General features: G+C 59.7%; 24 protein-coding genes. 7 read left to right on the top strand and 17 right to left on the bottom strand.

Features of this window, described 5'->3' with window-relative positions; translation table 11 throughout:
- Nucleotides 1–52: 52 nt before the first annotated feature.
- Complete coding sequence (locus G5358_RS08250; protein WP_216978405.1) at nucleotides 53–1,108, bottom strand: FAD:protein FMN transferase; 1,056 nt, start codon at nucleotides 1,106–1,108, stop codon at nucleotides 53–55.
- A 329-nt stretch (nucleotides 1,109–1,437) separates the two neighbouring features.
- Here G5358_RS08250 and azu point away from each other — a divergent pair, with 329 nt between their 5' ends.
- Entirely contained in the window at nucleotides 1,438–1,878 is a 441-nt protein-coding gene (azu, locus tag G5358_RS08245) for an azurin (RefSeq protein ID WP_005337768.1), read from the top strand.
- A 114-nt stretch (nucleotides 1,879–1,992) separates the two neighbouring features.
- Here the strand turns inward: azu and G5358_RS08240 are convergent, their stop codons facing one another.
- From G5358_RS08240 to G5358_RS08195, 10 genes are all read right to left on the bottom strand, one after another.
- Nucleotides 1,993–2,550 (bottom strand): HutD family protein, encoded by a 558-nt coding sequence (locus G5358_RS08240; RefSeq protein WP_421323935.1) that lies wholly within the window; start codon nucleotides 2,548–2,550, stop codon nucleotides 1,993–1,995.
- Nucleotides 2,551–2,634: 84 nt separating this feature from the next.
- The gene (locus tag G5358_RS08235) at nucleotides 2,635–3,294 is read right to left on the bottom strand and encodes a YceH family protein (RefSeq protein ID WP_005347246.1); all 660 of its coding nucleotides are present in this window, start codon (nucleotides 3,292–3,294) and stop codon (nucleotides 2,635–2,637) included.
- Nucleotides 3,295–3,433: 139 nt separating this feature from the next.
- On the bottom strand, nucleotides 3,434–5,572 hold the full coding sequence (locus tag G5358_RS08230) for a diguanylate cyclase domain-containing protein (RefSeq protein WP_421323934.1): 2,139 nt from the start codon (nucleotides 5,570–5,572) through the stop codon (nucleotides 3,434–3,436).
- Nucleotides 5,569–6,681 (bottom strand): sugar ABC transporter substrate-binding protein, encoded by a 1,113-nt coding sequence (locus G5358_RS08225; RefSeq protein WP_227342340.1) that lies wholly within the window; start codon nucleotides 6,679–6,681, stop codon nucleotides 5,569–5,571. Before G5358_RS08225 ends, G5358_RS08230 begins: the two co-directional genes overlap by 4 nt.
- 243 nt (nucleotides 6,682–6,924) lie before the next feature.
- A complete protein-coding gene (locus G5358_RS08220; RefSeq protein WP_005337763.1) occupies nucleotides 6,925–7,140 on the bottom strand; it encodes a YdcH family protein in 216 nt (71 codons plus the stop codon).
- A gap of 285 nt (nucleotides 7,141–7,425) precedes the next feature.
- Nucleotides 7,426–8,016 carry a hypothetical protein gene (locus G5358_RS08215; protein WP_204382038.1) on the bottom strand — a complete coding sequence of 197 codons (591 nt, stop codon included), beginning with the start codon at nucleotides 8,014–8,016 and terminating at the stop codon, nucleotides 7,426–7,428.
- Complete coding sequence (locus G5358_RS08210) at nucleotides 8,013–9,374, bottom strand: MATE family efflux transporter (protein ID WP_013723595.1); 1,362 nt, start codon at nucleotides 9,372–9,374, stop codon at nucleotides 8,013–8,015. The genes G5358_RS08215 and G5358_RS08210 overlap by 4 nt, the downstream gene beginning before the upstream one ends.
- A gap of 121 nt (nucleotides 9,375–9,495) precedes the next feature.
- Complete coding sequence (locus G5358_RS08205; protein ID WP_204419266.1) at nucleotides 9,496–11,319, bottom strand: SulP family inorganic anion transporter; 1,824 nt, start codon at nucleotides 11,317–11,319, stop codon at nucleotides 9,496–9,498.
- A 71-nt stretch (nucleotides 11,320–11,390) separates the two neighbouring features.
- Nucleotides 11,391–11,981 (bottom strand): nucleotidyltransferase family protein, encoded by a 591-nt coding sequence (locus G5358_RS08200; RefSeq protein WP_421323933.1) that lies wholly within the window; start codon nucleotides 11,979–11,981, stop codon nucleotides 11,391–11,393.
- The gene (locus tag G5358_RS08195; protein WP_005337747.1) at nucleotides 11,968–12,228 is read right to left on the bottom strand and encodes a GNAT family N-acetyltransferase; all 261 of its coding nucleotides are present in this window, start codon (nucleotides 12,226–12,228) and stop codon (nucleotides 11,968–11,970) included. Before G5358_RS08195 ends, G5358_RS08200 begins: the two co-directional genes overlap by 14 nt.
- Nucleotides 12,229–12,429: 201 nt before the next feature.
- On the opposite strand from G5358_RS08195, the gene G5358_RS08190 reads away from it, so the two are divergent.
- Complete coding sequence (locus tag G5358_RS08190; RefSeq protein WP_335838073.1) at nucleotides 12,430–12,735, top strand: hypothetical protein; 306 nt, start codon at nucleotides 12,430–12,432, stop codon at nucleotides 12,733–12,735.
- A gap of 3 nt (nucleotides 12,736–12,738) precedes the next feature.
- Here G5358_RS08190 and G5358_RS08185 read toward each other — a convergent pair whose 3' ends face one another.
- From G5358_RS08185 to G5358_RS08170, 4 genes are read right to left on the bottom strand one after another with little or no spacing between them, the layout of a single operon-like run.
- On the bottom strand, nucleotides 12,739–13,923 hold the full coding sequence (locus G5358_RS08185; RefSeq protein WP_279458615.1) for an iron-containing alcohol dehydrogenase: 1,185 nt from the start codon (nucleotides 13,921–13,923) through the stop codon (nucleotides 12,739–12,741).
- A gap of 18 nt (nucleotides 13,924–13,941) precedes the next feature.
- The gene (locus G5358_RS08180) at nucleotides 13,942–14,460 is read right to left on the bottom strand and encodes a hypothetical protein (protein ID WP_005361659.1); all 519 of its coding nucleotides are present in this window, start codon (nucleotides 14,458–14,460) and stop codon (nucleotides 13,942–13,944) included.
- A complete protein-coding gene (locus tag G5358_RS08175) occupies nucleotides 14,441–15,061 on the bottom strand; it encodes a TetR/AcrR family transcriptional regulator (RefSeq protein ID WP_216978413.1) in 621 nt (206 codons plus the stop codon). The genes G5358_RS08180 and G5358_RS08175 overlap by 20 nt, the downstream gene beginning before the upstream one ends.
- 11 nt (nucleotides 15,062–15,072) lie before the next feature.
- The gene (locus tag G5358_RS08170) at nucleotides 15,073–16,518 is read right to left on the bottom strand and encodes a coniferyl aldehyde dehydrogenase (protein ID WP_421323932.1); all 1,446 of its coding nucleotides are present in this window, start codon (nucleotides 16,516–16,518) and stop codon (nucleotides 15,073–15,075) included.
- Nucleotides 16,519–16,730: 212 nt separating this feature from the next.
- On the opposite strand from G5358_RS08170, the gene G5358_RS08165 reads away from it, so the two are divergent.
- The 3 genes from G5358_RS08165 to G5358_RS08155 all read left to right on the top strand — a co-directional run bounded on the left by G5358_RS08165 (nucleotide 16,731) and on the right by G5358_RS08155 (nucleotide 18,656).
- Nucleotides 16,731–17,024, top strand: coding sequence for a hypothetical protein (locus G5358_RS08165; RefSeq protein ID WP_128835396.1), 294 nt, complete (start codon nucleotides 16,731–16,733; stop codon nucleotides 17,022–17,024).
- A 221-nt stretch (nucleotides 17,025–17,245) separates the two neighbouring features.
- On the top strand, nucleotides 17,246–18,214 hold the full coding sequence (locus tag G5358_RS08160) for a nucleoside hydrolase (RefSeq protein ID WP_005337734.1): 969 nt from the start codon (nucleotides 17,246–17,248) through the stop codon (nucleotides 18,212–18,214).
- Nucleotides 18,215–18,320: 106 nt separating this feature from the next.
- On the top strand, nucleotides 18,321–18,656 hold the full coding sequence (locus G5358_RS08155) for a DUF3634 family protein (protein ID WP_005353195.1): 336 nt from the start codon (nucleotides 18,321–18,323) through the stop codon (nucleotides 18,654–18,656).
- An 88-nt stretch (nucleotides 18,657–18,744) separates the two neighbouring features.
- Here the strand turns inward: G5358_RS08155 and G5358_RS08150 are convergent, their stop codons facing one another.
- Nucleotides 18,745–19,950 (bottom strand): cytochrome c, encoded by a 1,206-nt coding sequence (locus G5358_RS08150; RefSeq protein ID WP_421323931.1) that lies wholly within the window; start codon nucleotides 19,948–19,950, stop codon nucleotides 18,745–18,747.
- A complete protein-coding gene (locus G5358_RS08145; protein WP_421323930.1) occupies nucleotides 19,947–21,872 on the bottom strand; it encodes an NAD(P)-binding protein in 1,926 nt (641 codons plus the stop codon). Before G5358_RS08145 ends, G5358_RS08150 begins: the two co-directional genes overlap by 4 nt.
- Before the next feature lie 578 nt (nucleotides 21,873–22,450).
- Here G5358_RS08145 and cyoA point away from each other — a divergent pair.
- Both cyoA and G5358_RS08135 read left to right on the top strand, forming a co-directional pair.
- Complete coding sequence (cyoA, locus tag G5358_RS08140) at nucleotides 22,451–23,494, top strand: cytochrome o ubiquinol oxidase subunit II (protein ID WP_227342352.1); 1,044 nt, start codon at nucleotides 22,451–22,453, stop codon at nucleotides 23,492–23,494.
- A gap of 3 nt (nucleotides 23,495–23,497) precedes the next feature.
- On the top strand, nucleotides 23,498–24,633 hold a 1,136-nt coding region (locus tag G5358_RS08135; RefSeq protein WP_421323929.1), incomplete at its 3' end, for a cbb3-type cytochrome c oxidase subunit I.

Here is a 24,633-nt window from a genome sequence, read left to right as displayed (position 1 = left end):
AGTTCATCATCAACCGTAATGAGAAGGCCCCGTTATCGGGGCCTTCTGTTTATCAGTGCTTTTCTGTCGGTTGCTTCGCCAGATAGTGGGCGAATTGGGGCGTGTACTTGGCCTTGAACCCCTGTTCGGTCTTGATGATGAGATAGACCGCCAGCTTGTGCTGTTTGGCAAATGCCATACCCGCTTCGGGCCCCATCACCATCAGCGCGGTATCGAGGGCGTCAGCCTCAAGCGCGGTCGGGGTGATCACGCTGGCGGAGACCAGCTTGTGGGTGACCGGCTGGCCGGTGGCGGGGTCGATGATATGGGAGTAACGCTGTCCATCTATCTCGTAGTAGTTGCGATAGCTGCCTGCGGTGCTGAGCGCCATACCGTTGGGGATGACGATATCGGAAAACGCTCCCGGCTGATCGGAAGGTTCGACGATGGCCACTCTCCACGGTGAACCCTTGCTGTTGTTGCCCTTGCTGCGCACCGCACCGGCCACTTCGATCAGGTAGTTGTGTACCCCCTTGCCCTCGAGCAGGGCGGCGATTTCATCCGATGCAGCCCCTTCGCCCAGGGTGGAGAGGTCGAGATAGAGATCCGGGATCGTTTTTTCGAGCAGGAAGTGATCCCCTTGCGGGGTCAGGGTCAGCTTGTCGATGCCCACCTTGTGGCGGGCGGCGGCGATGGCCGCCTCATCGGGTCGCTTGACCGGGCGTTTGTCCGGGCCAAATCCCCACAGATTGACCAGCGGCCCCACGGTCACATCCAGCTTGCCATCGGTCAGCTTACCGGCATCAATCCCCTGCTGGACTATGATGGCCATGGCGGGCGGGATGGCAAACGGGGTATTGGCGGGCCCCTGATTGAATCGGGAGATGAGGGAGTCGGGATCGTAGGTGGAGATCTCCTTGTTCATCCGGGCCAGCAGACTCTCTACATCGCTTTTGAGGGAGGGCTCCCCACCGGGGTAGCTATCGCTCAGGGTCACCACATAGTAGGTGCCCATGGTCTTGCCCTGAATACGGGTCTGGGCTGGCGGGGTCGGCTGGCAGCCGGTCAGCGCCAGCAGCAGGGTTAGCAGCAGGCCGCGCAGGGCCGCCACGGGGGTCATCGCAATCATCCGGCGCTCTCATCTGGAGAAGGTTCATATCGGGGCGCTAGCTTAGCCAAGGGGCGCTCGCCGGGCGAGCCCTAATAGGGGCAATCGGGGGGAAAAGAGCAGAAAAAATTAAACAGTTTTGAACCTGTTGCTGTAGCGGGTCGTATCGTCCATCCGTGATGGGAGATAGTGGCGAGTACAGCACCGTCTGGTGACCTGGCCCGCAGCTTTGGCCAAAACCCATCGCCGATTGAAAACAATTGAGTAAAATGAAGGTCGATTTAGACGGCATCTTTGCGAAGCATATACGCCACGCTGTTGCCATCCATTGCCAATCAAAGGAGAAGATGATGAAAAAGGCGATTACCCTGCTGTTTCTGAGTACTCTGGCTGCCCCGGTTCTGGCCGATGAGTGCGCACTGGTCATCGAAGGCAATGATGCCATGCAGTACAACCTCAAAGAGATGAGCGTTCCGGCCACCTGCAAGGAGGTGACGGTCACTCTGAACCATACCGGGAAGCTGCCTGTGACCGCCATGGGCCATAACTGGGTGCTGGCCAGCACCGCAGACTATCAGACTGTGGCGACGGCGGGGATGAGCGCCGGGGCCGAGAACGGCTATCTGCCCAAGGATGATCCCCGCGTGCTGGCGCATACCAAGCTGATCGGCGGTGGCGAGAGCAGCAGCGTCACCTTCAAGACCGACGGTCTGGCGGGCAAGGATCTCACCTTCTTCTGCTCCTTCCCCGGCCACTTCGCCATGATGAAGGGCTCATTCAAGGTCAACTAAGGTGCTGACCGGCATCGAGCCGGTCGCCTCAATAGAAAAAGCCGGGATTTCCCGGCTTTTTCATATCTGTCGCTTGTTGTGGCGTGGCATGACTGCGCACAGCCGACTTTCGCGCTATTTGGCCTGCAGGGTAAAGAAGGCGATGGAGCTCTTCTTCTGGCATTCGAAGTGAATGCTCTCTTCACCGGTCACCATCAGCGTCTCGTTGATGGCCACCTCTTTGCCCTGCACGGTCAGCTGGCCGCTCAGCAGGTGACAGAGGTAGGTCTTCCCTGGCTCGAGGGTCAGGGTCAGCGGGAAGGGGAGGTTCAGCACCCGCACGTTGGCGCTGATGCGATCCGGATGGTAGATAAGCCCCAGATCGGTCACCTCTTTTTTCAGCAACTCGCAGTGGGTCTCCTCGTCGCCGCTAAAGTGCGCCGCCTCGAAGGTGGCGTAGGGGTGGCCGTTGAGCACAAAGCCAGCCCCGCTTACCGGCAGCAAAATGCGTTGATAGCCGGGAAAGGGGGAGAAGGGGCCCGCACTCTTGATGGGGGCCGAGCTCAGCCGATAGTCAAAGTCGAGTTTGGCAAGGCTGCTCCCCTTGGGGGAGATGAGGATCTGGCTGGTGGTGCCCTGCTGGTTCTTCCAGGGCATCTTCTGGTGGTCAGACTCTTTAATCAGGGTGATCACGGGCACTTCCTCACGATAAAAAACGCAGGGAGCCGGTGACATCAACCCCGGCTCCCTGATAGAGATGGGCGATGGTAAGGGCGATCAGCCCTGACCATCCAGTGCAGCCAGTCGTGCTTCTATGGCGGCGAGACGGCTCTTGAGCTCGCTTACTTCCTGCTCCAGCTCGCTCAGGCGGTCGGCGGCCGGGGAGGCATAGGCAGCCGCAGGGGTGGCATCCATCATCGCCTGGATATCCACCTCACCGCTGAACAGGTGGGCGTAGCGGGATTCGCGCTTGCCCGGCTCACGTGGCAGTTTGACCACGTAAGGGCCACGTTCGATGAGGCGATTGAGTACGGCATCTACCTCGGTCACGTCATCAAAACTGCAGAGGCGATTGGTGCGAGAACGCAGCTCCCCCGGGGTTTGTGGGCCGCGCAGCAGCAACTCGCAGATGATGCCGAGTTCCTGCGCATCGAATTTCAGTTCACCAAACTCGGTGTTGCAGAATCTGTGCTGGTAGCGGGGTACCCGGGCATTGAAACCTGCCGTGTTGACTACCAGGCGTCGGCGGATCAGCTCGTCCACCACGGCGCGGATATCGAGTTCGGCCAGATCCAGTACCGGCTCACGGTTACTCTTCTGGTTGCAAGCATTGACCAGTGCATTAAGGGAGAGGGGATATTGATCCGGGGTGCAGATCTCTTTTTCAATCAGACACCCGATGACACGGGCCTCCAGCGGGCCAAGTACTAACTCCATTTCCTACTCCCTAGCAAATCGCGATATCAAGAGCCCCCTATCTTAGTCATGGTCTGCGCCGCGTCTAGCGTTGCGCACCATTTTTGCGAGCTAATCAGGGGGTTGGCGAAAGGCTCGCCAACGCCGGAGGTCACCGCTTTTAGCGTTGCCCCTGATAGAAGCGGGCTTTGTCGGCATACATGGCGTCGTCCGCCACCCGGCTCAGCTCTGCCAACGGGGTCTGGTCGCTACTGCTCCAGCCGATGGCGAAACGCAGCGGGAATCTGTGCTCCCCATGTTGCACGATGGCGTGCTGCTGGCTTGCCTCCAGTCTGCCTGCCAGCTGTTGGCAGGCAAGGTGATCCGCCTCCGCCAGTAGCACGAATTCGTCTCCTCCCATTCTGAATATGCTCTCATTCTGTCGGCACAGCGTGCGCAGTAGTCGTGCCATCTGGATCAGCAGGGCGTCGCCCGCCTCGTGCCCATACTGGTCGTTGGTGCGTTTGAGGCCGTTAAGGTCGAGCATGAAGAGCGCGAGGTGACGTTCCGGATGGCGCGCCAGCACCGTCTGATAGTGATGAAACGCCTCTTCGAACGCCTGTCGGTTGGGGAGGCCGGTGAGGTTATCAGTGCGAGCGACCCGCGCCAGCTCGTCGGTGAAGAGGCGCCCCTCGATGCCTACCGCCAGCTGTTTGGCAAACAACCGCAAGATGGCCCTGTCTTCGGACTCCAGCCCCTCGGCGCTCACCATGAGATAACCAAACAGCACACCGCTTTGGCTGCCGGGTAGGGTCATGATCTTCCAGGAGGCATTATCCCACTGGCATTCGGAGTGTTTGACCTCCTCATCCATCAGTTGGGTCAGCTTCTCCTGCAGGGCATCCCGCAAGGGAGCATCGACCCCCTGGGTCAGGGAGTAGTGGGGCTGGCCATCGCGGCGGATCACCAGCCCCCAGCGGTGACCGGGATAGAGCTGGGAGAGCTGCAACAGGGCGGAGCTAGCCAGCTCGGCGATATCCACATCCAGCTGCTGGTGCAGGCCGAACTGCAGCCAGGATTGCAGCACATGGCGGCTGCGCTCCTCCCGGCTCAGGGCCGAACGCAGGGCGGTCGTTTGGGATGCCACCTCTTGCTCCAGCTCGTCATTGAAGCCGAGCAGCCGCTGGTTGAAGGCCTCTTTCTCGCTGTTGGCCTGCTGCAGTTGTTCGTTCTGTTGATAGAGTGCCCGCACCTGGGCCGAGATGGTGTAGGCCATCTCCTGCAGCAGTTGGCGTACCTCGTCGTACTCCACAAAGCGCAGCGGTGCCTGCCGTTGCTGGTAGTTGCCCTTGCCATAGCTGCGCACCAGCGCGGCCAGCGAGCGCAGCGGTCGGGTGAGCCAGCGGGTAAGCCAGACACAGCCGATGGCCACCAGCAGCAACATGACGGCGATGCTGATGGTGAGCAGCTGCTGGGATTTGTTCAGCTCGCTAACCCTGTCATCGCTGTAGCTGTAGAGGGTGATGGTGGGGGTAATCATCTCTGCAAGTTGTGGCCAGCCGATGGTCAAGAGCTGCGCCATCTGGCTGGGGATCCGGTCATCCATGTCTCTGGTGTTGTCATGTGAGCCCTCGTAGAGAGGGGGATCTCCTTGTGAAATGACCAGATACTCGCTCCCCTTGAGATAGGGTTCCAGCAGCTGGGCCATCTGTCGCCAGGGGAGGATAGCCATCACGAAGCCGGAAGGGGTCTGCATCACGCCAGCACGCTGGTGATTGCGATAGATGGGGGCCACCAGCGCCAGTCCGCCGCTGCGGTCCTGCTCCATATCGCCGATCAGCAGGGGATCATCCACAGGCATCAGCAGATGTTTACCCTGTTTGGCTTCCCGCGTCTTGCTCCAGGCCATCAGCTGTGGCATCAGGTTGCTCGATTCAAGGTGGGAGGCCCGGCCGTTGATGTACTCCACCACCAACCCCTTGTCATCGATGAGGTAGGCCGAGGTCAGTAAACTGTTGGACTTGATGAAGGTAGCCAGCGCCAGCCGGGCATGACTGGAGAAGAGAAAATTCTCGAGTGCCTGATTGAGCACCCGGTCGTTGCTGAGTTGCTGAAGTTGGGTGCCGATCAGCTCGCTGCGAAAGCGTGCCTCACGGGTCATGCTGGTGAGGGCCCGTTCCAGCTGGGATTGTTCGCTCTGGGCAATGATCTGGTGCTGACGAGCCAGCAATATGCCGCTCACCAGCAGCGCAGGCAGCAGGGCAACGGTGAACAGGATGACGATGAGCGTGGGGCCGAGACGAAAGGTACGGTGGCTCATTTTGACTTGACCTGCCGGTATTGCTGATCAGCCAGTTGCTGCATGTAACGGGCCGCATCAGCAGCACTGCTTCCCTCCTTGAAACGCTCGAACCCCTTGTCCATCGCCTGCCAGGCAATGGACATGGCACTGTCGGAAGGCATGGGAGTACTGAGGGTAAACTGTTCCAGCAGCACCTTTTCGTGCGGGGCGGGGTGTTGGTTGATGGCGGCAAAAGCCCGCTGATTGATTGGCAACAGCGCTCCCTGCCGATAGATCAATTGCTGATTATCGTCCCGCTGGATGAAGGCCATCAGGGCTTTGATGACGGCCTGCCGCTCTTCATCTGCCATTGCCCAACGAGAAACACTGAGAACGTAGGCTCCGCTCATGGAGTGCATCGGGCGCTCTTCCCAGTGAGGCAGCAGGGCCACCCCAAGCCGTTCACCCATGTTTTTCACCAGGTCATTGAAAGCCCAGTCCCCATTGACCAGATAGGCACTCTTGCCCTCGTTGAAACGGGCCAGGGCGGTATCATAGTCGCAGTCGGGATCGCCCCACTGCTCTCTGGCGACAGTACGGTATGCTTCCAGTGCCTGAACCATGGCCGGGGTGTCGAGAGTGATGCGCCCTTCGGTCACCGGCGAGCCACCAAAGGTAAGCAGAAACGCCGCAAAGTAGTACATGTCGTGATAGGGCCAGCTGACGGGGGAGACCCCTTGTGCAAGCAAGGGGGGAGTAATGGCGTTCAGCTCTTGCCAGCGGGTGATTGGGGTTGAGACCAGTGTCTTGTTGTAAAACAGCATCAGATGGTTGCCCTGCATCATGGGCATGCCCCAGCGCTGCCGGTCGAGGGTGACATAACGCAGGGCGCTGGCCATCAGCGCGGGGGAAAACCACTCGGCCGGGATGGGGGCGAGGGTCATCTGGCGATAGAGGCCGATAAAATCGGAGGGGATCAGCATCAGGTCGGGCAGCCCCCTTGCCTGAGCCGCCAGCAGGATATCTGCCTTGATCTTGCCCGGCTCGATCTGGGTGACGTGAACCTTGTGATTGCCTTCCTGATTGAAGCGGGTGACCACGTCGTCGATCACATACCCGGCCTGCTGGGAGTGCCACAACTCCAGCACTGGCTCCTGGGCCCGCAGTGGCTGAATGCCAGAGAAGATGCAAAGCAGCAAAAGATGATAAAAAACGCGATCTATGGTCATGTTACCATCACATCTGTACCTTGGATCAGAAATGAAAAATGTAACAAACAACCGCTCCTGTCGGTAGTGTGGTGGATCAACTAATTGAGTTAAGAGACAAAAAGCCCGGCGCTTGGGCCGGGCTGAGGGATAAATTGCTTATCCGGATTATCTTCGAGGCATCTATTGTGGATGTTGCTTGAGGATGTCGTATATCTCCTCTTTCAGTTTGAGTTTCTGTTTTTTCAGATCCCTCACCTCGGCGCTATAGTCGCTGGCGTGATGTTTTTCCAGCTTTCTAATCTCCGCATCCAGGTCGTTGTGCAAGTCAAACTTCTTCTGGAAATGGACATCACTGCTCTTCAGTTTCGAGATAAGTTCTCTGTACTCTGGGAACATGTAATGGAGCCTCCTTGGTTTCGTTTGATTGTGCCTTAGAGACCAAACTACCCCTTACCCCCCCAGATAAATGTGATCCGGATCCAATTCGGCAACAATGGTTTGCTGCATAAAGAGTATGTTTTTTAACTTCTTGAATCAAAAGCAGATCAGACATTCATTAGTCAGAGGGAGAGGGAAAAACTGGAATCCTGATCACAGTTGTGACGGCGGGATGATGGCCGTTAGCCGGTAAACGGCAGCAAAAAAGGGGCATAGAGCCCCTTCATGTAACCGGTATGGCGTTTACTCTTTTTTCTTTTTCTTCTCGGGCAGCGGCTTGCCGTCGCGGTGGATCACCTTGCCCGCCTCAAAGCCAATCTGGGCGGCCAGCTCCTCCAGATCCGCCGACTTGGCCTGATCCCCGATGGCGTAGCGATAGTTGGCGATGGAGAGTTTGTCAGCCACCGGCGTGCCCGGGACGATAGGCTCGCGCCAACCCTGGCCGATGTGAGCCACCAGGGTGCCATTCATCAGCAGCTCGCCGACGATCTCCTGGGTCGGATTGCCCTTGCCGTAGGTGAGACCCTGCGGGTGCTTCTTGCCGACCAGCGGCTCGTTGCTGGCGGGGATCAACTTGGTTCGGATCAGCCACTTGGGCTTTTTGGTGTTGCCCACCGCCTTGCCGGTCTGGTACTCGTTGATCTTGATGGTCTTGATCATCTGGGCCATGAAGTCCTTGGTCAGCGCCTTCTGGGCGTCGCTGGTTTCATCGATGGCGATGGGGGCCACATACCAGGTCTGGGTGGCTTGAGCCTTGGGAGCGGCAGGGGCAGTTTGCGCCATGGCCAGGGGGCTGAGCAGGATGGCAGCCAGCAAGAGTCCTATCTTCTTCATTGTGATTCCGCTTTTGTTTCAACAAGAATTTTGTTTTGCCAGCGACGACTGCGCCAGCGCCAGAACATGGCCAGACCGCGCACCCACTCGTCGCAGGCCAGCGCCAGCCAGATACCGACCAGTCCATAACCCTGCATGATACCGAGGAAATAGGAGAGTGGCACGGCAATTCCCCACATGGAGAGCAACGCCATGTAGAGGGGGAAACGGGCATCCCCGGTGGCCCGCAGGGCGTTGATCACCACCAGATTGAAGGTGCGGCCGGGCTCGAGGATAAGGCTGATAAGAAACAGTTGCGCCACCTGGGTGATGATGTCGGCATCATCGGTAAAGAGGCTGATGATGGTACGGCCATTGAGGGCAGCCGCCACGGCGATGACGCAGGTGACTGCCAGCCCGAGCTTGAGGCTCTTGAGCAGCTGTTGATAGGCGCGATCGAACTGCCTGGCACCTGCCAGATGACCGATGATGATCTCGTTGCCAAGGCCGATAGAGAGGCCAAACAGCAGGATAAACAGGCAGATCTGGAAGAAGTAGGATTGGGTCGCCAGCGCCTTGTCACCCAGCAGTCCGACAAAGGCTGTCACCACCATAAACTGCAGCATCCAGGAGAGATTCTCCCCTGCAGCAGGCAGGCCGATATGGAGCACCTTGCCCAGCATCTCCCGGCTGGGGTGGACGATATCACGCACCACCAGTCGAATGCCGGTCTTGCGGGCTACCAGCCACACCAGCAGCACCACGCCGATCAGGCGGCCCGCGACCGTGCTGATGGCGACACCGGCGACGCCAAGCTGGGGCAGGCCGAACCAGCCGTAGAGCAGCAGCAGGTTGCCGACGAAGGTGATGAGGTTGACGATGAGGGTCACATACATCGCCTGACGGGTGTGGCCGTGAGCGCGCAGGGTCGCCGCCAGACAGAGGGCTGCGGCCTCCGGTAACAGGCAGAGACCGATGATTTGCAAGTAAAGCGTCCCGTCGCTCATCAGGTTGGCAGGCAGGTTCATCAGCGCCAGCATGGTGCTGGCCCCCGCCATCACACCGATGGCGGCCACCAGACCGATCAGCAGGTTGAAGCCGATGGCGGTGTGGATCACCACCCGACTCTTCTCCCGATCGCCGGCCCCCAGATACTGGGTGATCACCACGCTGGTGCCGATGCTGACGAAGCTGAACAATGTGATGGCGAGATCGAACACCTGATTGCCGACCGCCAGCGCGGCCACTCCCTGATAGGAGACGTGACCTACCATGAAGGTATTGAGGGCACCGGTCAGAAAGTGCAGGGCGAGATCGATAAAGAGCGGCCAGGTCAGCGCAAAGAGGGTGCCCGGGCCTGCGTGGGATTGAGATTGCATGGCATGTCCAACAGCTGGGAGGGCACGGGGGAGTGCCCTCTGGGGGCGCATTTAACACCAAGGCCAAGGCCGGTGCAATCCTTGTGCAGGATTGCACCGGCCAGGGGAGCAGGCCAAGGGATCAGGCAGGCGTGGCGCCCGCCTCCTGTTCGCTTGGCAGGGTGAGGCGCGCCGAGTCGGGCAGGGCATCATCCTGCGGCCAGTTGGAGCGGATGGCATCAGTGGTGCTCTCCACCACCGCATCATCCTTGAACACCGGCTCGCGGTAGCAGCGGGTCAGGCGCAGCGCCTGATACATGTCGGGGCAGAGGATGATCCCTTCATCGCCCACCCGCACGCCCGCCTGCTTTAGCCAGTGGGTCATCTGGCCGTGGCGACCCGCCATCACCATATGGATGCCGCGCCGTTTCAGCTCTTTGTGCAGCTCTCCCACCATGCTCATCACGCTGATGTCCTGATGGGTGAAGCAGGCGACCGCATCGATCACCAGACACTTGGGGGCTCGGGGATCCTGTACCAGCAGGGCCATTACCCGGCGCTTGAAATAGGGGGCGTTGAAGTAGGTCAGCGGCGAGTTGAAGCGATAGACCAGAATACCCGGGATCGCCTTGGCCTGTTCGTTGTCTCCCAGGGTGCGCACTACCCCCTCGTCATCCATGCCGAGCAGTTGATCGGTGGGACGCATCACATTGCGCAGAAACTGGAACAAGCCGAGCAAAACCGCGAGCGTAATCCCGGGGATCACCCCCATGGTGAGCACGCTGATAAAGGTGACCAGCGCCAGCCAGAAGGCGGAGCGATCGGAGTGGCGCAGGGCCCAAAGACCGCGAAAATCGGTGAGCGACAGGGAGGCCATCACCAGCACCACCCCGAGGGCGGCAGTGGGTATATATTTGAGCGGCGCCGTCAGATAGAAGGTGATGAGGGCGATCACCGCCGCAGCGATGATGGAGACCAGCTGGCTCTTGCCGCCGTTGGCGTCGTTGACCGCGGTGCGTGAATCCGCGCCGCTGATGGCAAAACCCTGGGAGACCGCGGAGGCGAGGTTAGCCATACCGAGGGCCCGAAACTCCTTGTCCGCGTCGATTTCGTAACCGTTTTTGGCGGCAAAGCTGCGGGCGGTCAGCATCATGGAGACGAAGCTCACCATGGCGAGGTTAAGGGCAGGCAGCACCAGCTCCCGCATCAGGCCGGGGGGAAATTCCGGCATCTGGAAGGCGGGCAGGCCGGAGCCCACCGTCCCCAGGGTAGCGATATCAAACTGGCCCAGATTGAAGCCCCAGACCAGCGCAGCGGTCACCACCATGGCCACCATGGAGGAGGGCCATGCCGGTTTGTAGCGTTTGGCCAGCAGCAGGGTAAGCAGGGCCACCAGACTCATGGCCAGGGTCGGCAGATGGGTCTGGGTAATATAGGTGGCCCCGCTGGCGATCCGCTCGATGAGGTAACGTTCGCTGAAGGTGAAGCCGAAGATCTTGGAGAGCTGGCCCACCATGATGGTGATGGCCACACCATTGAGCAGCCCCATCAGGATGGGTCGGGAGAGAAAGTCCGCCAGCACTCCCAGCTTGAAGCGGCTGGCAATCAGGCACCAGAAGCCGGTCATGGCGGTCATGGTCATCACCAGTTGCCAGTGACGAGTGGGGTCGCCTGCGGCCAGCGGCGTCACCACGGCGGCGATGACCGCACAGGTGGCGGCATCAGGGCCGACGATCAGCTGGCGGGAGGTGCCAAACAGGGCATAGACCAGCATGGGCAGGATGCAGGAGTAGAGACCGACGATGGCACCCACCCCGGCAAGCTCGGCATAGGCGATGGCGACGGGCAGCGCCACGGCCGCCACCGAGAGTCCGGCGCGAAGATCTGGCATCAACCAGGCGCGCTGGTAATGCAGCAGGGCGGCGAGGCCCGGTAGCCAGCGTTCGAGAGAGAAGAAGTCGCGCATTATTTAACCCATTGAGTTACAACCAGCTTTTCCCCTAGTGTGCCCAAGGTTATCGAAAGATTGCAATCAGGTTATGGCCAGTTTACCTGAAGGTCAGGCCAGATAGCCTGCCAGCGTTTCTCCTTGATGCGCTGGGTAAAAATCTGTTTGTCCTGACGACATCTGGGGTTGGCACTCACTTGCAGCGACCAGTTGATGGTAAAGCCGTAGGGGGCAAGCCACTCGAACTCGCCATCTCGGGTGAGGCGCACGCCGATGCAGGTGGGCACTTCGACCCAGTGGCTCAGCGCCTCAAGGCTGCTGGCAAACGGCGTTACCAGCTGCCGCGTGTGCATGCGGGCCTGATTGCGCACTTCCCACTGCTGATCCGGCAGCCGCTTTGCCAGCCAGGCTTCATGCGCCGTCTCGGCCAGCCGTTGCGGATCGGTTTTGTCGAGATAGATAAGGTCGATATCGTTGAGCGGGGTGGGCTCCGCCTTGTGGTGAAGGTGATCCCAGATGAGGTTGCGGATAAAGCCTGCTCCCAGCGCCCAGTCGGGCAGATTGAGCTCGGCCGCGGCTTGCAGGCAGGCCATCCGCTGCGGATCGGCCCGCAGCAGGGCTTCTGTTTTGGCTTGGAATTGCTGTTCGAGGGCGGAGTTCAGAGGTTCAGTTGTTGGCATTGCGGCGTAACCAGACATCAATGTAGCGGCAGCTCGGCACTATAGTGAGCCCCTCCGCCTGAGTCCAGTTGAAGAAGGCACGCGCCAGCTGATCGGCAATCCCCTGCACCCGCAGCTCGGGCGGCACGAAGGTGCTGTAGGCGTCGATGGTCTTGGCATCGAGCCGCCGGTAGCGCAGTCTCGACTCTTTCCCCTCCACCATACAGATGAACTGCTGCTGGTTGGCCTGATGGATGATGTCGCTCATGGTGGGCACCTCTGGCATAAAGTTGGGTCTCTCGGCACAACATAACTGTTAGCCAAGGTATAGAACAGATAACAGATAGTGGATGATGTATCGATTGTTATCAGGATTATTGAGCCAGCTCTTGCTCTCTGGCTTTTATCTTGGCACGAATCGATGTGGCAATAATCAGCAAGTTCGGAAGAGGTAAAAATGGACACGGTAATGTTGAAAGTTACCCGGAAGGTGTTGGCTCAAAGTCAGAACAGCCCGGATCAGCGGCAGATTGCGATTTCTGATGCATCTAACCCTGAACTCAAGGCTCAGTTTGAAACGACAGGTAAAAATAGAAAAATTCGGCTGTTGTTGGCCAGGAGAATCTCATTGTGGATGGGGGATACGGGGGCTATTTGGTATAGCCACAACCGAGCGAGCAAAAAGAACCAAGAGGATTTTGATCAACTCTTTTCATTGTTGGCGCACCATCCTGATGCGCCATTCCAGTTTATTTGTGAGGTTGTAGCCGATTAGCCACTAGGCCCAGGCTCGCTCCAACAGAGTGAGTAACTGCTCACGGTCGGCGTCCTTGCGATTGAACAGCAGGGCACCGTCGTTGACCGCCAGATCGCGGATCTCGGTCAGTAGTGAGCGATCGCTTACCCCTGCCTCGCTCATGGTGCGCGGCAGCTTGACCGCTTGCCACAAGGTGTCGCGCAGGGTGCGAATAGCTGTGATGGTCGCCTCCGCCCGCTGATGGGCTGGGGTGGCAGCAAAGCGCTCTGCCCCCACCAGCGGTAACAGCAGCCGGGCCAACTCGCTATCCACCTCGGGGCGGTTGTAGTCGAGCACGGTCGGCAAAAAGAGATTCATGCATAGCCCGTGGGGCAGATGGCAGCGGGCTCCCAGACTGTGGCCGAGGGCGTGCACCAGCCCCACCATGGAGTTGGAAAAAGCCATGCCAGCCAGCGTGGAGCCTTCCGCCAGTTGCAGCCGCAGCTGTTTGTTTTGCGGGTCGTGGATGATTTGCGGCAGGGCGCTGGCGATCTTCTCCACCGCCATCAGGGCCAGCGCATCGCTCACTGGGTTTTTCGCTGTGCCGATAAAGGCCTCGATGGCGTGGGTCATGGCGTCCATGGCGGTAGCGGCGGTGATATTGAGGGGCAGTCCCTGGGTCAGGCGCGGGTCGAGCACCGCCAGCTGGGGCAGCAGGAAGGGGGAGGTGAAGGGCACCTTGCGCCCGCTCGCCTCATCCTTTATCACCGCAACCAGCGTCACCTCTGATCCTGTGCCCGCCGTGGTGGGCACCACCGCCAGCGGCTTGAGGGGACGGGTCAGGCAACCGGCGCCCGAGTAGTCGAGCAGATGATCCCCCCCCATGGAAGTGAGAATGTTGACCGCCTTGGCGGTGTCGATGACCGAGCCGCCCCCCAGCGCCACCAGACTGTCGCAGTCGAGCTCGCGATAGCGTTTGGCGATCCGCTCCACCACGGCGGTGGAAGAGTCGGCCGGGATCTCGTCCCAGATGGCGGCGACCGGCAGCTCCCCTTCGGCCAGCACATTGGCCAGCAGGGTGGCAAGGCCGGTGGCATTGACCCCCTTGTCGGTCAGCAGCAGCGGGCGACAGGCCCCGAGGCTGGCCAGCTCGCTGGCCAGTTGCTCCAGCGCCTGTTCACCGGCCAGCAGTTTGACCGGGCAGAAGAAATCGTAATAGCGGCTCATTTCAAGGCTCCTTGCGCGTTAGCCGGTCACCAGACCCAGATAGATGTTGCAGGCCCGGCCGATCTTGTTGGTCGGGGCGGGATAGTGGCGCAGCAGCGGCCGCGCGATAAAGGCGGGCAGGATCAGGGACTGCAACTGCTCAAGCCCCCGCACCAGATGCATGGCGACGGTCAGATCCCCCTCCACCAGCAGCCGGTTTTCGCCAAATGCCTGATTGACCCCGAGCCGAAAGCTCAGGGCGCGAAAGGCGATATTGGGGTGTTTGAAGCGCACCCGTAGCGGATGGATGGTGGCATGGGGGGCGACAGGCGCACCGGGATACCAGCGCCCACCCTGCTTGTGCATGTTCATGGCGTAGCCGATGCCGCCTACTTCGAGGCGAATAGCCAGCCCGTCCGGCAACGGCGCCAATTCGCGGCGTACCGCCTCATCGGTGCGGGCGGCGCGGCAGAGGGTACGACCCACCACCCAGAGCAGAGTGGTGATCCAGAGGCGGCGGCCAAGGGCGGCCGCAGGTTCAAACATCCGTGTTTGCATGGGGATTGGCTCCTGAGATGGCTGACCAGAAGAGGGCGAACGCACTGGCTTGCCAGTAGTCGTCCTCTCCCAGCTCCGGTTGATCGACAAACAGTGATGCGCAGGCGAGGAACTGGCCCTGACACACCTCCAGCAACAGTGGTGCGGGAGCCTGCATCAGCTCGCCGCTGGCCTGTCCCTTTGCCAGCAGAGCAGGCAGAAAGCGCAGGGCATCGTTCAGGATCTGGCTGCGGGCCGGTCTGGCCAGCAGCGGAGAGTGAAAGAAGCCCAGCACGAATTTGAGCTCATTGGGATGCGCGAGCATCCACCCCATCGCCAACTGCCAGTAGTGGCGGGTCTGGTCGTACAGCGGCAGGGTGGGATCTGCTTCATGGATGGCGCTCCCCATCCGGGTCTTTACATCCTGATAGAGGGCGAGGATCAGCGCCTCCTTGCTCGGAAAGTGGTGGAACAGAGTGCCGTTGGCCACCCCGGCCGCCTTGGCGATACGGGCGGTGGCGGCCCCCTGCAGGCCATCTTCGGCGCAGAGGGCGAGGGCGGCATCCAGGATCTGGCGGCGCTTGTCGGTCATGGTTTGTGGCTGCGGGATAGCCTGCTTCATTGTCATCTCCATCAGCGCAGGAAGAAGGCCATCATCAGCTTCTGGATCCAGCTGTGGTAGGGGGGATGGATCAGGGAGCCGGTGGTGAACTTGCCGCGGGTCAGCACGGTTTTTGCCTTGGAGAAGGTAAGAAACCCCTCGTGGCCGTGGTAGTGGCCCATGCCGGAGGCGCCGATGCCGCCAAACGGCACATCGTCGGCAGCCACCTGAAACAGGCTCTCGTTGATCGCCATGCCGCCGGAGTGGGTCTCCCGGGTCACTCGCGCCTGCAACTCGGGATCGAAGCTCATCAGATAGAGGGCCAGCGGGCGGGGCCGCTCGGCCACATAGGCGAGCGCCTCCTCCAGGGTGTCGTAGGGGATGAGCGGCAGCAGCGGCCCGAAGATCTCCTGCTGCATTACCTGACACTGACCCGGCACCCCGGTCAGCAGATGGGGCACCAGCAGGCGACGCTGGTCGTCGCGGGCCGGGCTGCCACAGGGATGGAGCTGGGCACCCGCCTGCTCGGCTTCATCGAGCCAGCTGACGAGACGTTGATACTGGCGGTCGTTGATGATGGCGCCGTAGTCGGCGCTATTGAGCCCCTGCGGGTAGAGCTTGCTGAAGTGGCGGCGATAGGCGGCGATAAAGTTATCCACCTCGCTGCGGGGCAGCAGCACATAGTCGGGGGCGACGCAGATCTGCCCGGCGTTGAGGCTCTTGCCGAAGATCATCCGCTCGACCGCGGTGGCGACCGGCATGTCGGGGGCGATGAGACAGGGGCTCTTGCCACCCAGCTCAAGGGTGAGGGGGGTGAGCTGGGGCGCGGCGGCGGCCATCACCTGCTTGCCCACCATGGTGGAGCCGGTAAAGAGCAGGTGATCGAACGGCAGTGAGCTGAACGCCGCCGCCATCTGGGCATCTCCCTCGATGATGGCGATCTCGTTTTCGTCAAACACGCTGGTGAGCATGGTGCGCAGCACGGCGTTGGTATGGGGAGTGAATTCGGAGAGTTTCAGCATCGCCCGGTTGCCCGCTGCGATGGCGGTGATGAGGGGGCCAAGGCTCAGCATTACCGGAAAGTTCCACGGCACGATAATGCCGACCACCCCGAGCGGCTGGAAGTGCACCTCAACTTTGGCGGGGGCCAGCAGCAGGCCGGTGTGGCGGCGGTGGGGCTGCATCCAGCGCTTGAGCCGCTTCTGGGTGTAGTTGATCTGCATGATGCAGGGCAGCACATCAGCGATCAGGCTATCGTAGTGGCTGCGCTGACCATAATCTGCCGCCAGCGCCTTGCACAGCTGCCCCTTGTGGGCGAGCAACGCCTGCTTGAGTTTGGTCAGCTGCGCCCGGCGCTCGGCCAGGGTAGGCATGGGGTGAGCCAGACTCGCCCGCTTGAGCCGTGCCAACTGATCCGGCAGGGACAATTTGATGGCGAGGATATCCTCAGGAGTGTGTTGAAGCTGCGCCGCACCCATGTTGTTCTCCGCATGAAAAATGACCGACTGATTAGTCGGTCTAAATCTAGTTGTTTGTTACCGGAATGTAAAGCTGGCAAGCTCTCTCCCGTTCACCTCGAGCCAGACGCAAGAGAGAACTGTGTGTCTCCCCACACTTTTGTGGTTTGCTCGTTGGTGGCTTATCTAATAAGGGGTAGTTTTTGGCTATTAACCTACACGGAGAGAGCACTATGACCAGGGAACTGAACAGCTTGTTGGCCCGGCTTGAAGATGTGGTTGAGCGGATGCCGGATTGCTTCAACACCTACGAATTCGCCCAGAAGCTGGCACTGCAATATCAGCCGGAGTTCTTTGCCGCGGGCCACTCTCTGGCCGAGCACGAGGGCAAGGTACTGCGGGTGCTGCACCAGAAGATCGCCGAGGCGCTGGCAGGCAGCGAGAGGGTGATTGAAGGGGCACTGCTCCCCTGCGTCACCCCCTGGGGGGAGAAGGCGACCTCACCGCGTTGGCACCGCAAACACTGAGGATCCGGTCAGGCAGATCACTGCCAGATAGCAGATAACGAACAACGATAAAGGGCGCGGCGCTGACAACAGGGCCGCGCTTTTTTTATGCAGATTGTCGCCAGCAGCGCCCCCGCTGCCGGGAGCAAAGGCCCGGTCTGTGATCCCATGCCGGGATACGAGACCGTCAGCCGGGTAGACTCTCCCTTTTGTCGCAGGGTTTGTCACCGTAGGAATTTCTCATGACCCATAAAATCATTCTGGATACCGACCCGGGTATCGACGATGCCATGGCCATCCTGTTTGCCGAGGCCCACCCCGCCATCGAGCTGCTCGCCATCACCACAGTTTTTGGTAACGCCACCATCGACAATGGTACCCGCAACGCCCTCTGGCTCAAGCAGAAGTACGGCATGAAGGCGGATGTGGCCAAAGGCGCGGCTGCCCCGCTGCTGCGCGAGCCGGTCGGCCCTACCACCATAGTCCACGGCCCGAGCGGCTTTGGCGACATGGAGGCGGGGGAGGTGACTATCGCTCCGGATCCCCGCCCCGCCTGGCAATATATTGTCGAGGCGGTCAAAGCCGCACCGGGGGAGATCACCCTGGTCACTATCGGCCCGCTGACCAATCTGGCGCTGGCGCTGCAACAGGCGCCCGAGATTGTCTCGCTGGTGAAACAGGTGGTAGTGATGGGAGGAGCCTTTGGCGTCAACGGCCATCGCGGCAACGTCACCCCCTATGCCGAAGCCAATATCCACGACGATCCCGATGCCGCCGACCGGGTCTTTACCGCCGATTGGCCGGTAGTGATCATCGGGCTGGACGTGACTCAGCAGAGCTTCTTCAGCAGCGCCTATCTGGATGAGCTCAGGGACAAGGCGGGGGAGCCGGGCCGCTTCCTGTGGGATGTCAGCCGCTTCTACCTGCGCTTCTACTCCGAGAAGCTGGGGCTCTCTGGTTGCCACGTTCACGATCCGTCCGCCATCGCCTATGTCATTGACCCGACCCTCTTTACCCTGCGCGAGGGGCCGGTGCGGGTGATTACCAGCGGCCCGGCCATCGGCCACACCCTGCAAAAGTTCGATGGCAAGCGCCACTCCCACGATGATTGGGCAGCCTATCGTCCGCAGCAGGTCGGGGTGGCGGTGCGCGATGAAGCCTTGCTGGCGCTCTATCGCGAGACGCTGGTGGGCTGGGGCAAAGATTGCTGAGCAAAGAGGCGCTATTACGTTGAGGCGGGGGCTGTGATCGGCGCCAAACAATCGGAACGCTCGGCCGCTTATACTGCCTTATATCAAGAGCTTGGGAGGGATGAAGATGGCCTGGATTTCCTTGATAGTGGCGATTGCGCTGATCTGGTGGTTGATGAAGCTGGGGCGTGGCGCCCTGTTCGAGATCCGCCTTGCCCCCGGCAAGGTAGTGGTCAAGCAGGGCAAGGTGTCACCCGCCTTTATTGAGCATGCCAAGCAGATCCTGCGCCACGACACGGTGCGCGGTCGCATCGTGGGGCAGCGTGATGGCGATGGCGTGAAGCTGATCTTCTCCCGCTCCATCCCCGAACCAGTGGCCCAGCGGTTTCGCAATATCTTCCCCTATGGCGATTACCGCCAGCCAACGGCGCCACTGCCGGGGCCCAAATCCCGCAAGGGATAAGCACCGGAACCTGGTTCATCAATAGCAAACGGGCCTCCAGTGGAGGCCCGTTTTTTATGGCACTTGGCCAAGAGAGAGCTGGCAGCCCTTACTCCTTGCCGTGCAGCTCGCGCTGGGTCTTGACCGCCGCCGCCTTGACGGCGGTGCCTTCATTGCCCCAGGAGGCGCGCAGGGTGTTGACCAGCTCGGCGAGCCGCTCATCATCCATGGTCCAGCCATAGCCCGGCATGTGGTAGCCGAGATGACCGCGGGTGACCGGGGTCTCGGCCCCGTGCAGCAGCACATTGATCAGGCTCGACGGATCGCTCGCCAGCACGGTGCGGTTGTTGACCAGCGAAGGGATGACGTGGTCATTGCCCTGGCCGTTGACCCCGTGACAGGTGGAGCAGTACATGGCGTAGTCCGCCTTGCCGCTGGCACTGGCGTAGGCGCGGGCCCCTTTCTCCGCCACCGGCTCATCTTTCAGATCGGTGAGGTAGGTGGCGATGCTGGCCAGATCGGCGTCGCTGAAATATTGACTGCTGTGAGTGATCACTTCCCCCATGGGGCCCGCGACCGCTTCATGCTGGCTGCGGCCGGTTTTCAGCAGGTCGATCAGCGCCTGCTTGCTGTAACGGCTGCCGCGAATATCGGGGGCATACCAGCCATCCAGCGCCGCCCCGCTCAGGTAGACGGGATCCGCCTCGGTCAGCGCTTTCTCCTGCATGCCAAGCCCGCGCGGAGTGTGGCAGCTGCCGCAGTGGCCGGCACCCTGCACCAGATAGGCGCCGCGGTTCCACTCTTCGCTTTTGCCTGCGACCGGGGTGAAGCGGCTGTCATCGTGGTAGACCCAGTTCCAGCCCATCAGCGGCCAGCGCATGTTGAGGGGCCAGGGGATGTCGCTCTCCTTGTTGGCAATGGCCAGCGGCTGCACCTCCTTCATCAGATAGTGATAGAGATCTTCGAGATCCTGATCGCTCATCTTGGCGTAGGCGGTGTAGGGCATGGCCGGATAGAGGCGATGCCCGTCGCGGGCCACCCCTTCGCGCATCACCTTGATGAACTCCGGCAGGCTGTAGTTGCCGATACCGTGGGTCTTGTCCGGGGTGATGTTGGTGGCAAATACGGTACCGATGGGGGTCGGGAACCCTTTGCCGCCCGCCAGCGGCTTGCTTGCCTCGCTGGTGTGACAGGCGGCGCAATCGCCCAGCTTGGCCACATACTCACCGGCCGACATGGCGGGAGCCGCGTGAGCGGCAAGGGCGGGCAGCGCCAGCAGCAGGGCGCTGGCAGTCAGTGACAGGGCGCGGCTCATTGGGCACCTCCCTTGGTCATGGCGACCAGCTCGTTGACGGCGCGCCATGCCTCGTCGATGGCGGCGTGGGCGTAGGGACTCCAGCCCGAATCGGAGTTGGCGATAGTGATGTTGCCGACCGGCTTGCGACCCAGCTCGATCCACTTCTCGCACTGCTCCTCGTCATCAAACAGGGTGTTGGTGACATAGGAGTAGCCGTGGGACCAGCGGTTGACCGTGATGGCGAGGATATCCTGCTCATGGTTGAAGCCGGCGCTGCCCAGCATCCCCTGCAGCTGTTCGCGGATCATCTGTTCATGCTGCTCGAACGGCATGCCGAGGATCATGGCGCGCCCCTTGCGGGACTGTTCGCGGGCCGACAGGCCGCTGCCCGGCAGGGTCGGGACATAGACCATATGCAGGCACATCGGCTGATCCGGGCTCTTGGGATGCTCATAGCCACCCATGCTGACCGGATAGTCGAGTTTGACCCGGCTGTAAGGGGCTGCCGGGGAGTAGACCTCGTGCACCCCGAGCTTGACGAAGGCTTGCCAGTTTTTGATCACCACCTTGGTGTAGACCAGCGGTGCCTTGACGTTCTGGCGCAGCGCCTCTTTCTGGGGCTCCGGCATCTCGGGCACCATGTAGGGGATCATCATGTTGTAGCCAGCCATGATCGACTGCTTGGCGCGCACCCGGTGCAGTTTCCCTTCTTTGATATAGGTGACATCCACCGCCAGCTTGCCATCGGCGAGGCGCACGTTTTTGGCCTGCAACGCCGTGCTGCCAAGGCGCAGTTGCACCTTGTGCTCAGGCAGGTCGAGCTTGCTGTAGTCAAACTTGGCCAGCACTACATCCTGCATGGTGTGACCCGGCGCCACCTGCGGAATGAGCTTGCGTACCATCAGGCGGGTGAGACCGGCGTTGCCATCGGGGAAGTGGAAGATGTAGGGATCGTCCAGCTCCGCCTGCTCCTCGGCATCCAGCGGCGTCAGATTGAGGCCGTCGAAACCCGGCAAGGCGCAGAGGCGCGCATCGGCGCAGGCGGTGGCGTCGATGCCGACCGCCTGGAAGTCGTTGGTGCGCTGCTGGAAGTAACTGATCGCCCGCTCGCTGAGGCCCACTTTATCGCGCAGGAAGGTGGTGTAGCTGTTGCGAGTCACCCACTCATCCTGCTGCTCGCGGGTCATGCCGCTCAGGTAGTCTATCTTCGCTTCGTGCAGGGCCAACAGGGCGGCCTTGTCGGCATCATCGAGGGGGAAGTCACCGATAAACTCTGCCAGCGGACGACCGTTCAGGCGATCGCGGGGGATATCGTCCGCCACGTTGTGGCCCGGATCCCCGTTCACTATCTTGTTGACGCCAAAGTGCTTCTCGTCGAAATAGACGCCGCGGCTCAGCCCCAGATCCGGATAGAAGGTCTGCTGGAAACCGGCGGCCAGCTCGTCGATGTTGACCTCCAGCGCCTTGAGCAGACCGAGCGCCACCGGGCTGTAGACCGAACGCGGTGATTGCAGGGACTCACTGCCGCCGTAACCCAGGCGCAGGCCATCGGAGGTGGTGAACTCGTTGCGCTTGGCGTGGCCGCCAAAGTCGTCGTGGTTGTCTAGCAGCAGGATCTTTTTATCCGCGCCGAGCAGTTGCTGATAGAAGCAGGCGGCGGCCAGGCCGCTGATCCCGGCGCCGACGATCACCAGATCGTACTCCCCCTCAAGGGGAATATTGGCAAAATCATATTGCTTGCCGTCACGGGCGATGCTGTGGGCCGGTTCGAAAGAGCCCGGGTGGTTGCCGCGCAGGCCGGTGAGGGCGGGCGGGTAGGCCAGGGTTTTATCCGCCAGCGTGCTGCCGCCTTCGGCAGCCTTGAGCAGATTGATGGGGGCGACGCCTGCCGCAATGGTGATGGCAACGCCGTTGAGAAAATCTCTGCGTGTAATACTCATGGCAATACCTGCTGTATGAAAAATGGAAAAGTACAGAGTGGGGTAGCTGGCCAGCAGCAAGAGGACGCAACCTACCGCCATATTTTTATGGCGTCTATATGGGTTGATAATAACTTATTAAACAGATTGATCAAACGAGTATGGAGTGACATATCTGTTTGGGTTCGAATTGTTAAAAAACAATCCAGCTAAAAAATATCGTGCTGTGTTCTGTTCGTCGCGTTTAATTACGTAAATGATGATGAGTTCAAATTGTCGCAGATCATCAAAGTCGACAGGTGTTTATTATTCATGCTGGAGGATTAATTTTTCGTCATATATACCCATATGCTATGTAAGGTTAGTTGGCGAGATAATGCTCCCTGTCCAATTATAAATTGAGAAGAGAGTGTCATTGATTAATTATGGGAAAAGGCGCCATTAATAGTGATACGGATGCAAAATTAACATTTTTCACATGCTGAGGCCAAGTTTGGCACAATCTTAAGATTAATTTTCCATGTTGTTTACATGTTCCGGTTCTGATCACAATGTTGCCCGTTTTTACAACTTTAGCCTTGCGACCATAAGGACACTGCATGAGACCTTTTGAATTAAAGAGGGGCTTGGGTGCTTTGCTGTTGATCGCATCGGCCAGCTTGCTGACCGGCTGCGACATGGCCTTGATGAATCCCAAAGGGCAGATTGGTCTGGAACAGAAATCACTGATATTAACCGCCTTGGGGCTGATGTTAATTGTGGTGATCCCTGTAATTATTATGGCGGTGGTCTTTGCTCGTAAATACCGGGCATCAAATACCAATGCCAAATATACTCCGGATTGGTCTCACTCCAATAAAATTGAGGCGGTTGTCTGGACCGTACCAGTTATTATCATCGTCATTCTGGCAACCATTACCTGGAAAACTTCCCACGAACTGGATCCCTACAAGCCGCTGGAGTCCACGGTGAAGCCGATCCAGATTGATGTTATTTCCCTCGACTGGAAATGGCTGTTTGTCTACCCAGAATTAGGGATTGCCTCGGTCAATGAATTAGCATTCCCGGTCAATACCCCCGTCAATTTCCGGGTGACTTCAGACACTGTCATGAACTCCTTCTTCATTCCCAAGCTGGGCGGGCAAATTTATGCCATGGCCGGTATGCAGACCAAGTTGCATCTCATTGCCAATGAAGCAGGCGCGTATGACGGTATCTCCAGCAGTTATAGCGGAGCCGGTTTCTCGGGCATGAAGTTCAAGGCGATTGCTACGCAGGATCAGGCCGGTTTTGATGCCTGGGTTGCCAAAGTCAAGGCCTCTCCCAAGATGCTGATCACCATGGATGAGTTCAATGCGCTGGCCAAGAAGAGCGAAAACCACCCGGTAGAGTATTTCTCAAGTGCCGATCCGGCCCTTTTCGTCAAGCTGATCAACAAGTTTATGGGTGACATGGGGCATGGCGAGCACAAGGGGATGACCCATAAAGCCCCCTCAGAGCATGGCGCCGCCATGAATCACGATGACATGGCACATATGCAGATGGACCATGCCGCTATGGCGCATGACGGGCAGAAGGAGCATGCCGGACATATGAACGCGCCGTTGGATAACAAGGCTGTGCAAGCAGGATCCGAGGAATAACCGATGTTTGGAAAATTAACACTCGATGCCATTCCGTTCCATGAACCCATCATCATGGTGACGGTAGCCGGTATCATTTTGGGGGGGCTGGCCGTTGCCGGCCTGATCACCTATTTCGGCAAGTGGCAATATCTGTGGAAAGAGTGGCTTACCTCGGTCGACCACAAGCGTCTTGGGGTCATGTATCTGATCCTGGGTATGGTCATGATGCTGCGCGGCTTCGCCGACGCTGTGATGATGCGTACCCAGCAGGTGATGGCTTCGGCTGGTGGTGACGGCATTTTACCGCCGCATCACTACGACCAGATCTTCACCGCCCACGGGGTCATCATGATCTTCTTCGTTGCCATGCCACTGGTGATCGGTCTGATGAATATCGTCGTGCCGCTGCAGATCGGTGCCCGTGATGTGGCTTTTCCCTTCCTCAACAACATCAGCTTCTGGTTCACCGCCGCTGCCGTGGTGTTGATCAACATCTCCCTCGGGGTCGGTGAATTCGCCCAGACCGGCTGGCTGGCCTATCCGCCGCTGTCGGGGCTGGAGTACAGCCCGGGGGTCGGGGTCGACTACTGGATCTGGAGTCTGCAGATCTCGGGGTTGGGCACTTTGCTGACCGGCGTCAACTTCTTCGCCACCATCATCAAGATGCGCGCTCCTGGCATGACCATGATGCGTCTGCCGGTGTTCACCTGGACGGCTTTGTGCTCCAACGTGCTGATCATCGCCTCCTTCCCGATCCTGACCGTTACCATCGCCCTACTCACCGCAGACCGCTATCTGGGTACCCATTTCTTTACCAATGACATGGGTGGCAACATGATGATGTACATCAACCTGATCTGGGCCTGGGGCCACCCCGAGGTTTATATCCTGGTGTTGCCGGTATTCGGGATCTTCTCCGAAGTAGTGGCCACCTTCAGCAAGAAGCGGTTGTTCGGCTACACCTCGCTGGTATGGGCGACCATTGCCATTACCGTGCTCTCCTTCATTGTCTGGTTGCACCACTTCTTCACCATGGGCTCGGGCGCAAACGTGAATGCCTTCTTCGGCATCACCACCATGATCATCTCCATCCCGACCGGGGTGAAGATCTTCAACTGGTTGTTCACCATGTACCGTGGTCGCATCGAGTTCACCTC

The organism is Aeromonas sp. 604176 (assembly GCF_049170755.1).
GTDB lineage: Bacteria > Pseudomonadota > Gammaproteobacteria > Enterobacterales > Aeromonadaceae > Aeromonas > Aeromonas veronii_A.
Note: the sequence above shows the minus strand (reverse complement) of the source record. Positions and strands in the feature narration are given on the sequence as shown.

Coding starts and splice junctions, on each gene's coding strand:
- G5358_RS08250 (WP_216978405.1), bottom strand. CDS start 1,108: ATGATTGCGATGACCCCCGTGGCGGCCCTGCGCGGCCTGCTGCTAACC.
- azu (WP_005337768.1), top strand. CDS start 1,438: ATGAAAAAGGCGATTACCCTGCTGTTTCTGAGTACTCTGGCTGCCCCG.
- G5358_RS08235 (WP_005347246.1), bottom strand. CDS start 3,294: ATGGAGTTAGTACTTGGCCCGCTGGAGGCCCGTGTCATCGGGTGTCTG.
- G5358_RS08230 (WP_421323934.1), bottom strand. CDS start 5,572: ATGAGCCACCGTACCTTTCGTCTCGGCCCCACGCTCATCGTCATCCTG.
- G5358_RS08220 (WP_005337763.1), bottom strand. CDS start 7,140: ATGTTCCCAGAGTACAGAGAACTTATCTCGAAACTGAAGAGCAGTGAT.
- G5358_RS08215 (WP_204382038.1), bottom strand. CDS start 8,016: ATGAAGAAGATAGGACTCTTGCTGGCTGCCATCCTGCTCAGCCCCCTG.
- G5358_RS08210 (WP_013723595.1), bottom strand. CDS start 9,374: ATGCAATCTCAATCCCACGCAGGCCCGGGCACCCTCTTTGCGCTGACC.
- G5358_RS08205 (WP_204419266.1), bottom strand. CDS start 11,319: ATGCGCGACTTCTTCTCTCTCGAACGCTGGCTACCGGGCCTCGCCGCC.
- G5358_RS08200 (WP_421323933.1), bottom strand. CDS start 11,981: ATGCCAACAACTGAACCTCTGAACTCCGCCCTCGAACAGCAATTCCAA.
- G5358_RS08195 (WP_005337747.1), bottom strand. CDS start 12,228: ATGAGCGACATCATCCATCAGGCCAACCAGCAGCAGTTCATCTGTATG.
- G5358_RS08190 (WP_335838073.1), top strand. CDS start 12,430: ATGTTGAAAGTTACCCGGAAGGTGTTGGCTCAAAGTCAGAACAGCCCG.
- G5358_RS08185 (WP_279458615.1), bottom strand. CDS start 13,923: ATGAGCCGCTATTACGATTTCTTCTGCCCGGTCAAACTGCTGGCCGGT.
- G5358_RS08180 (WP_005361659.1), bottom strand. CDS start 14,460: ATGCAAACACGGATGTTTGAACCTGCGGCCGCCCTTGGCCGCCGCCTC.
- G5358_RS08175 (WP_216978413.1), bottom strand. CDS start 15,061: ATGAAGCAGGCTATCCCGCAGCCACAAACCATGACCGACAAGCGCCGC.
- G5358_RS08170 (WP_421323932.1), bottom strand. CDS start 16,518: ATGGGTGCGGCGCAGCTTCAACACACTCCTGAGGATATCCTCGCCATC.
- G5358_RS08165 (WP_128835396.1), top strand. CDS start 16,731: ATGACCAGGGAACTGAACAGCTTGTTGGCCCGGCTTGAAGATGTGGTT.
- G5358_RS08160 (WP_005337734.1), top strand. CDS start 17,246: ATGACCCATAAAATCATTCTGGATACCGACCCGGGTATCGACGATGCC.
- G5358_RS08155 (WP_005353195.1), top strand. CDS start 18,321: ATGGCCTGGATTTCCTTGATAGTGGCGATTGCGCTGATCTGGTGGTTG.
- G5358_RS08150 (WP_421323931.1), bottom strand. CDS start 19,950: ATGAGCCGCGCCCTGTCACTGACTGCCAGCGCCCTGCTGCTGGCGCTG.
- G5358_RS08145 (WP_421323930.1), bottom strand. CDS start 21,872: ATGAGTATTACACGCAGAGATTTTCTCAACGGCGTTGCCATCACCATT.
- cyoA (WP_227342352.1), top strand. CDS start 22,451: ATGAGACCTTTTGAATTAAAGAGGGGCTTGGGTGCTTTGCTGTTGATC.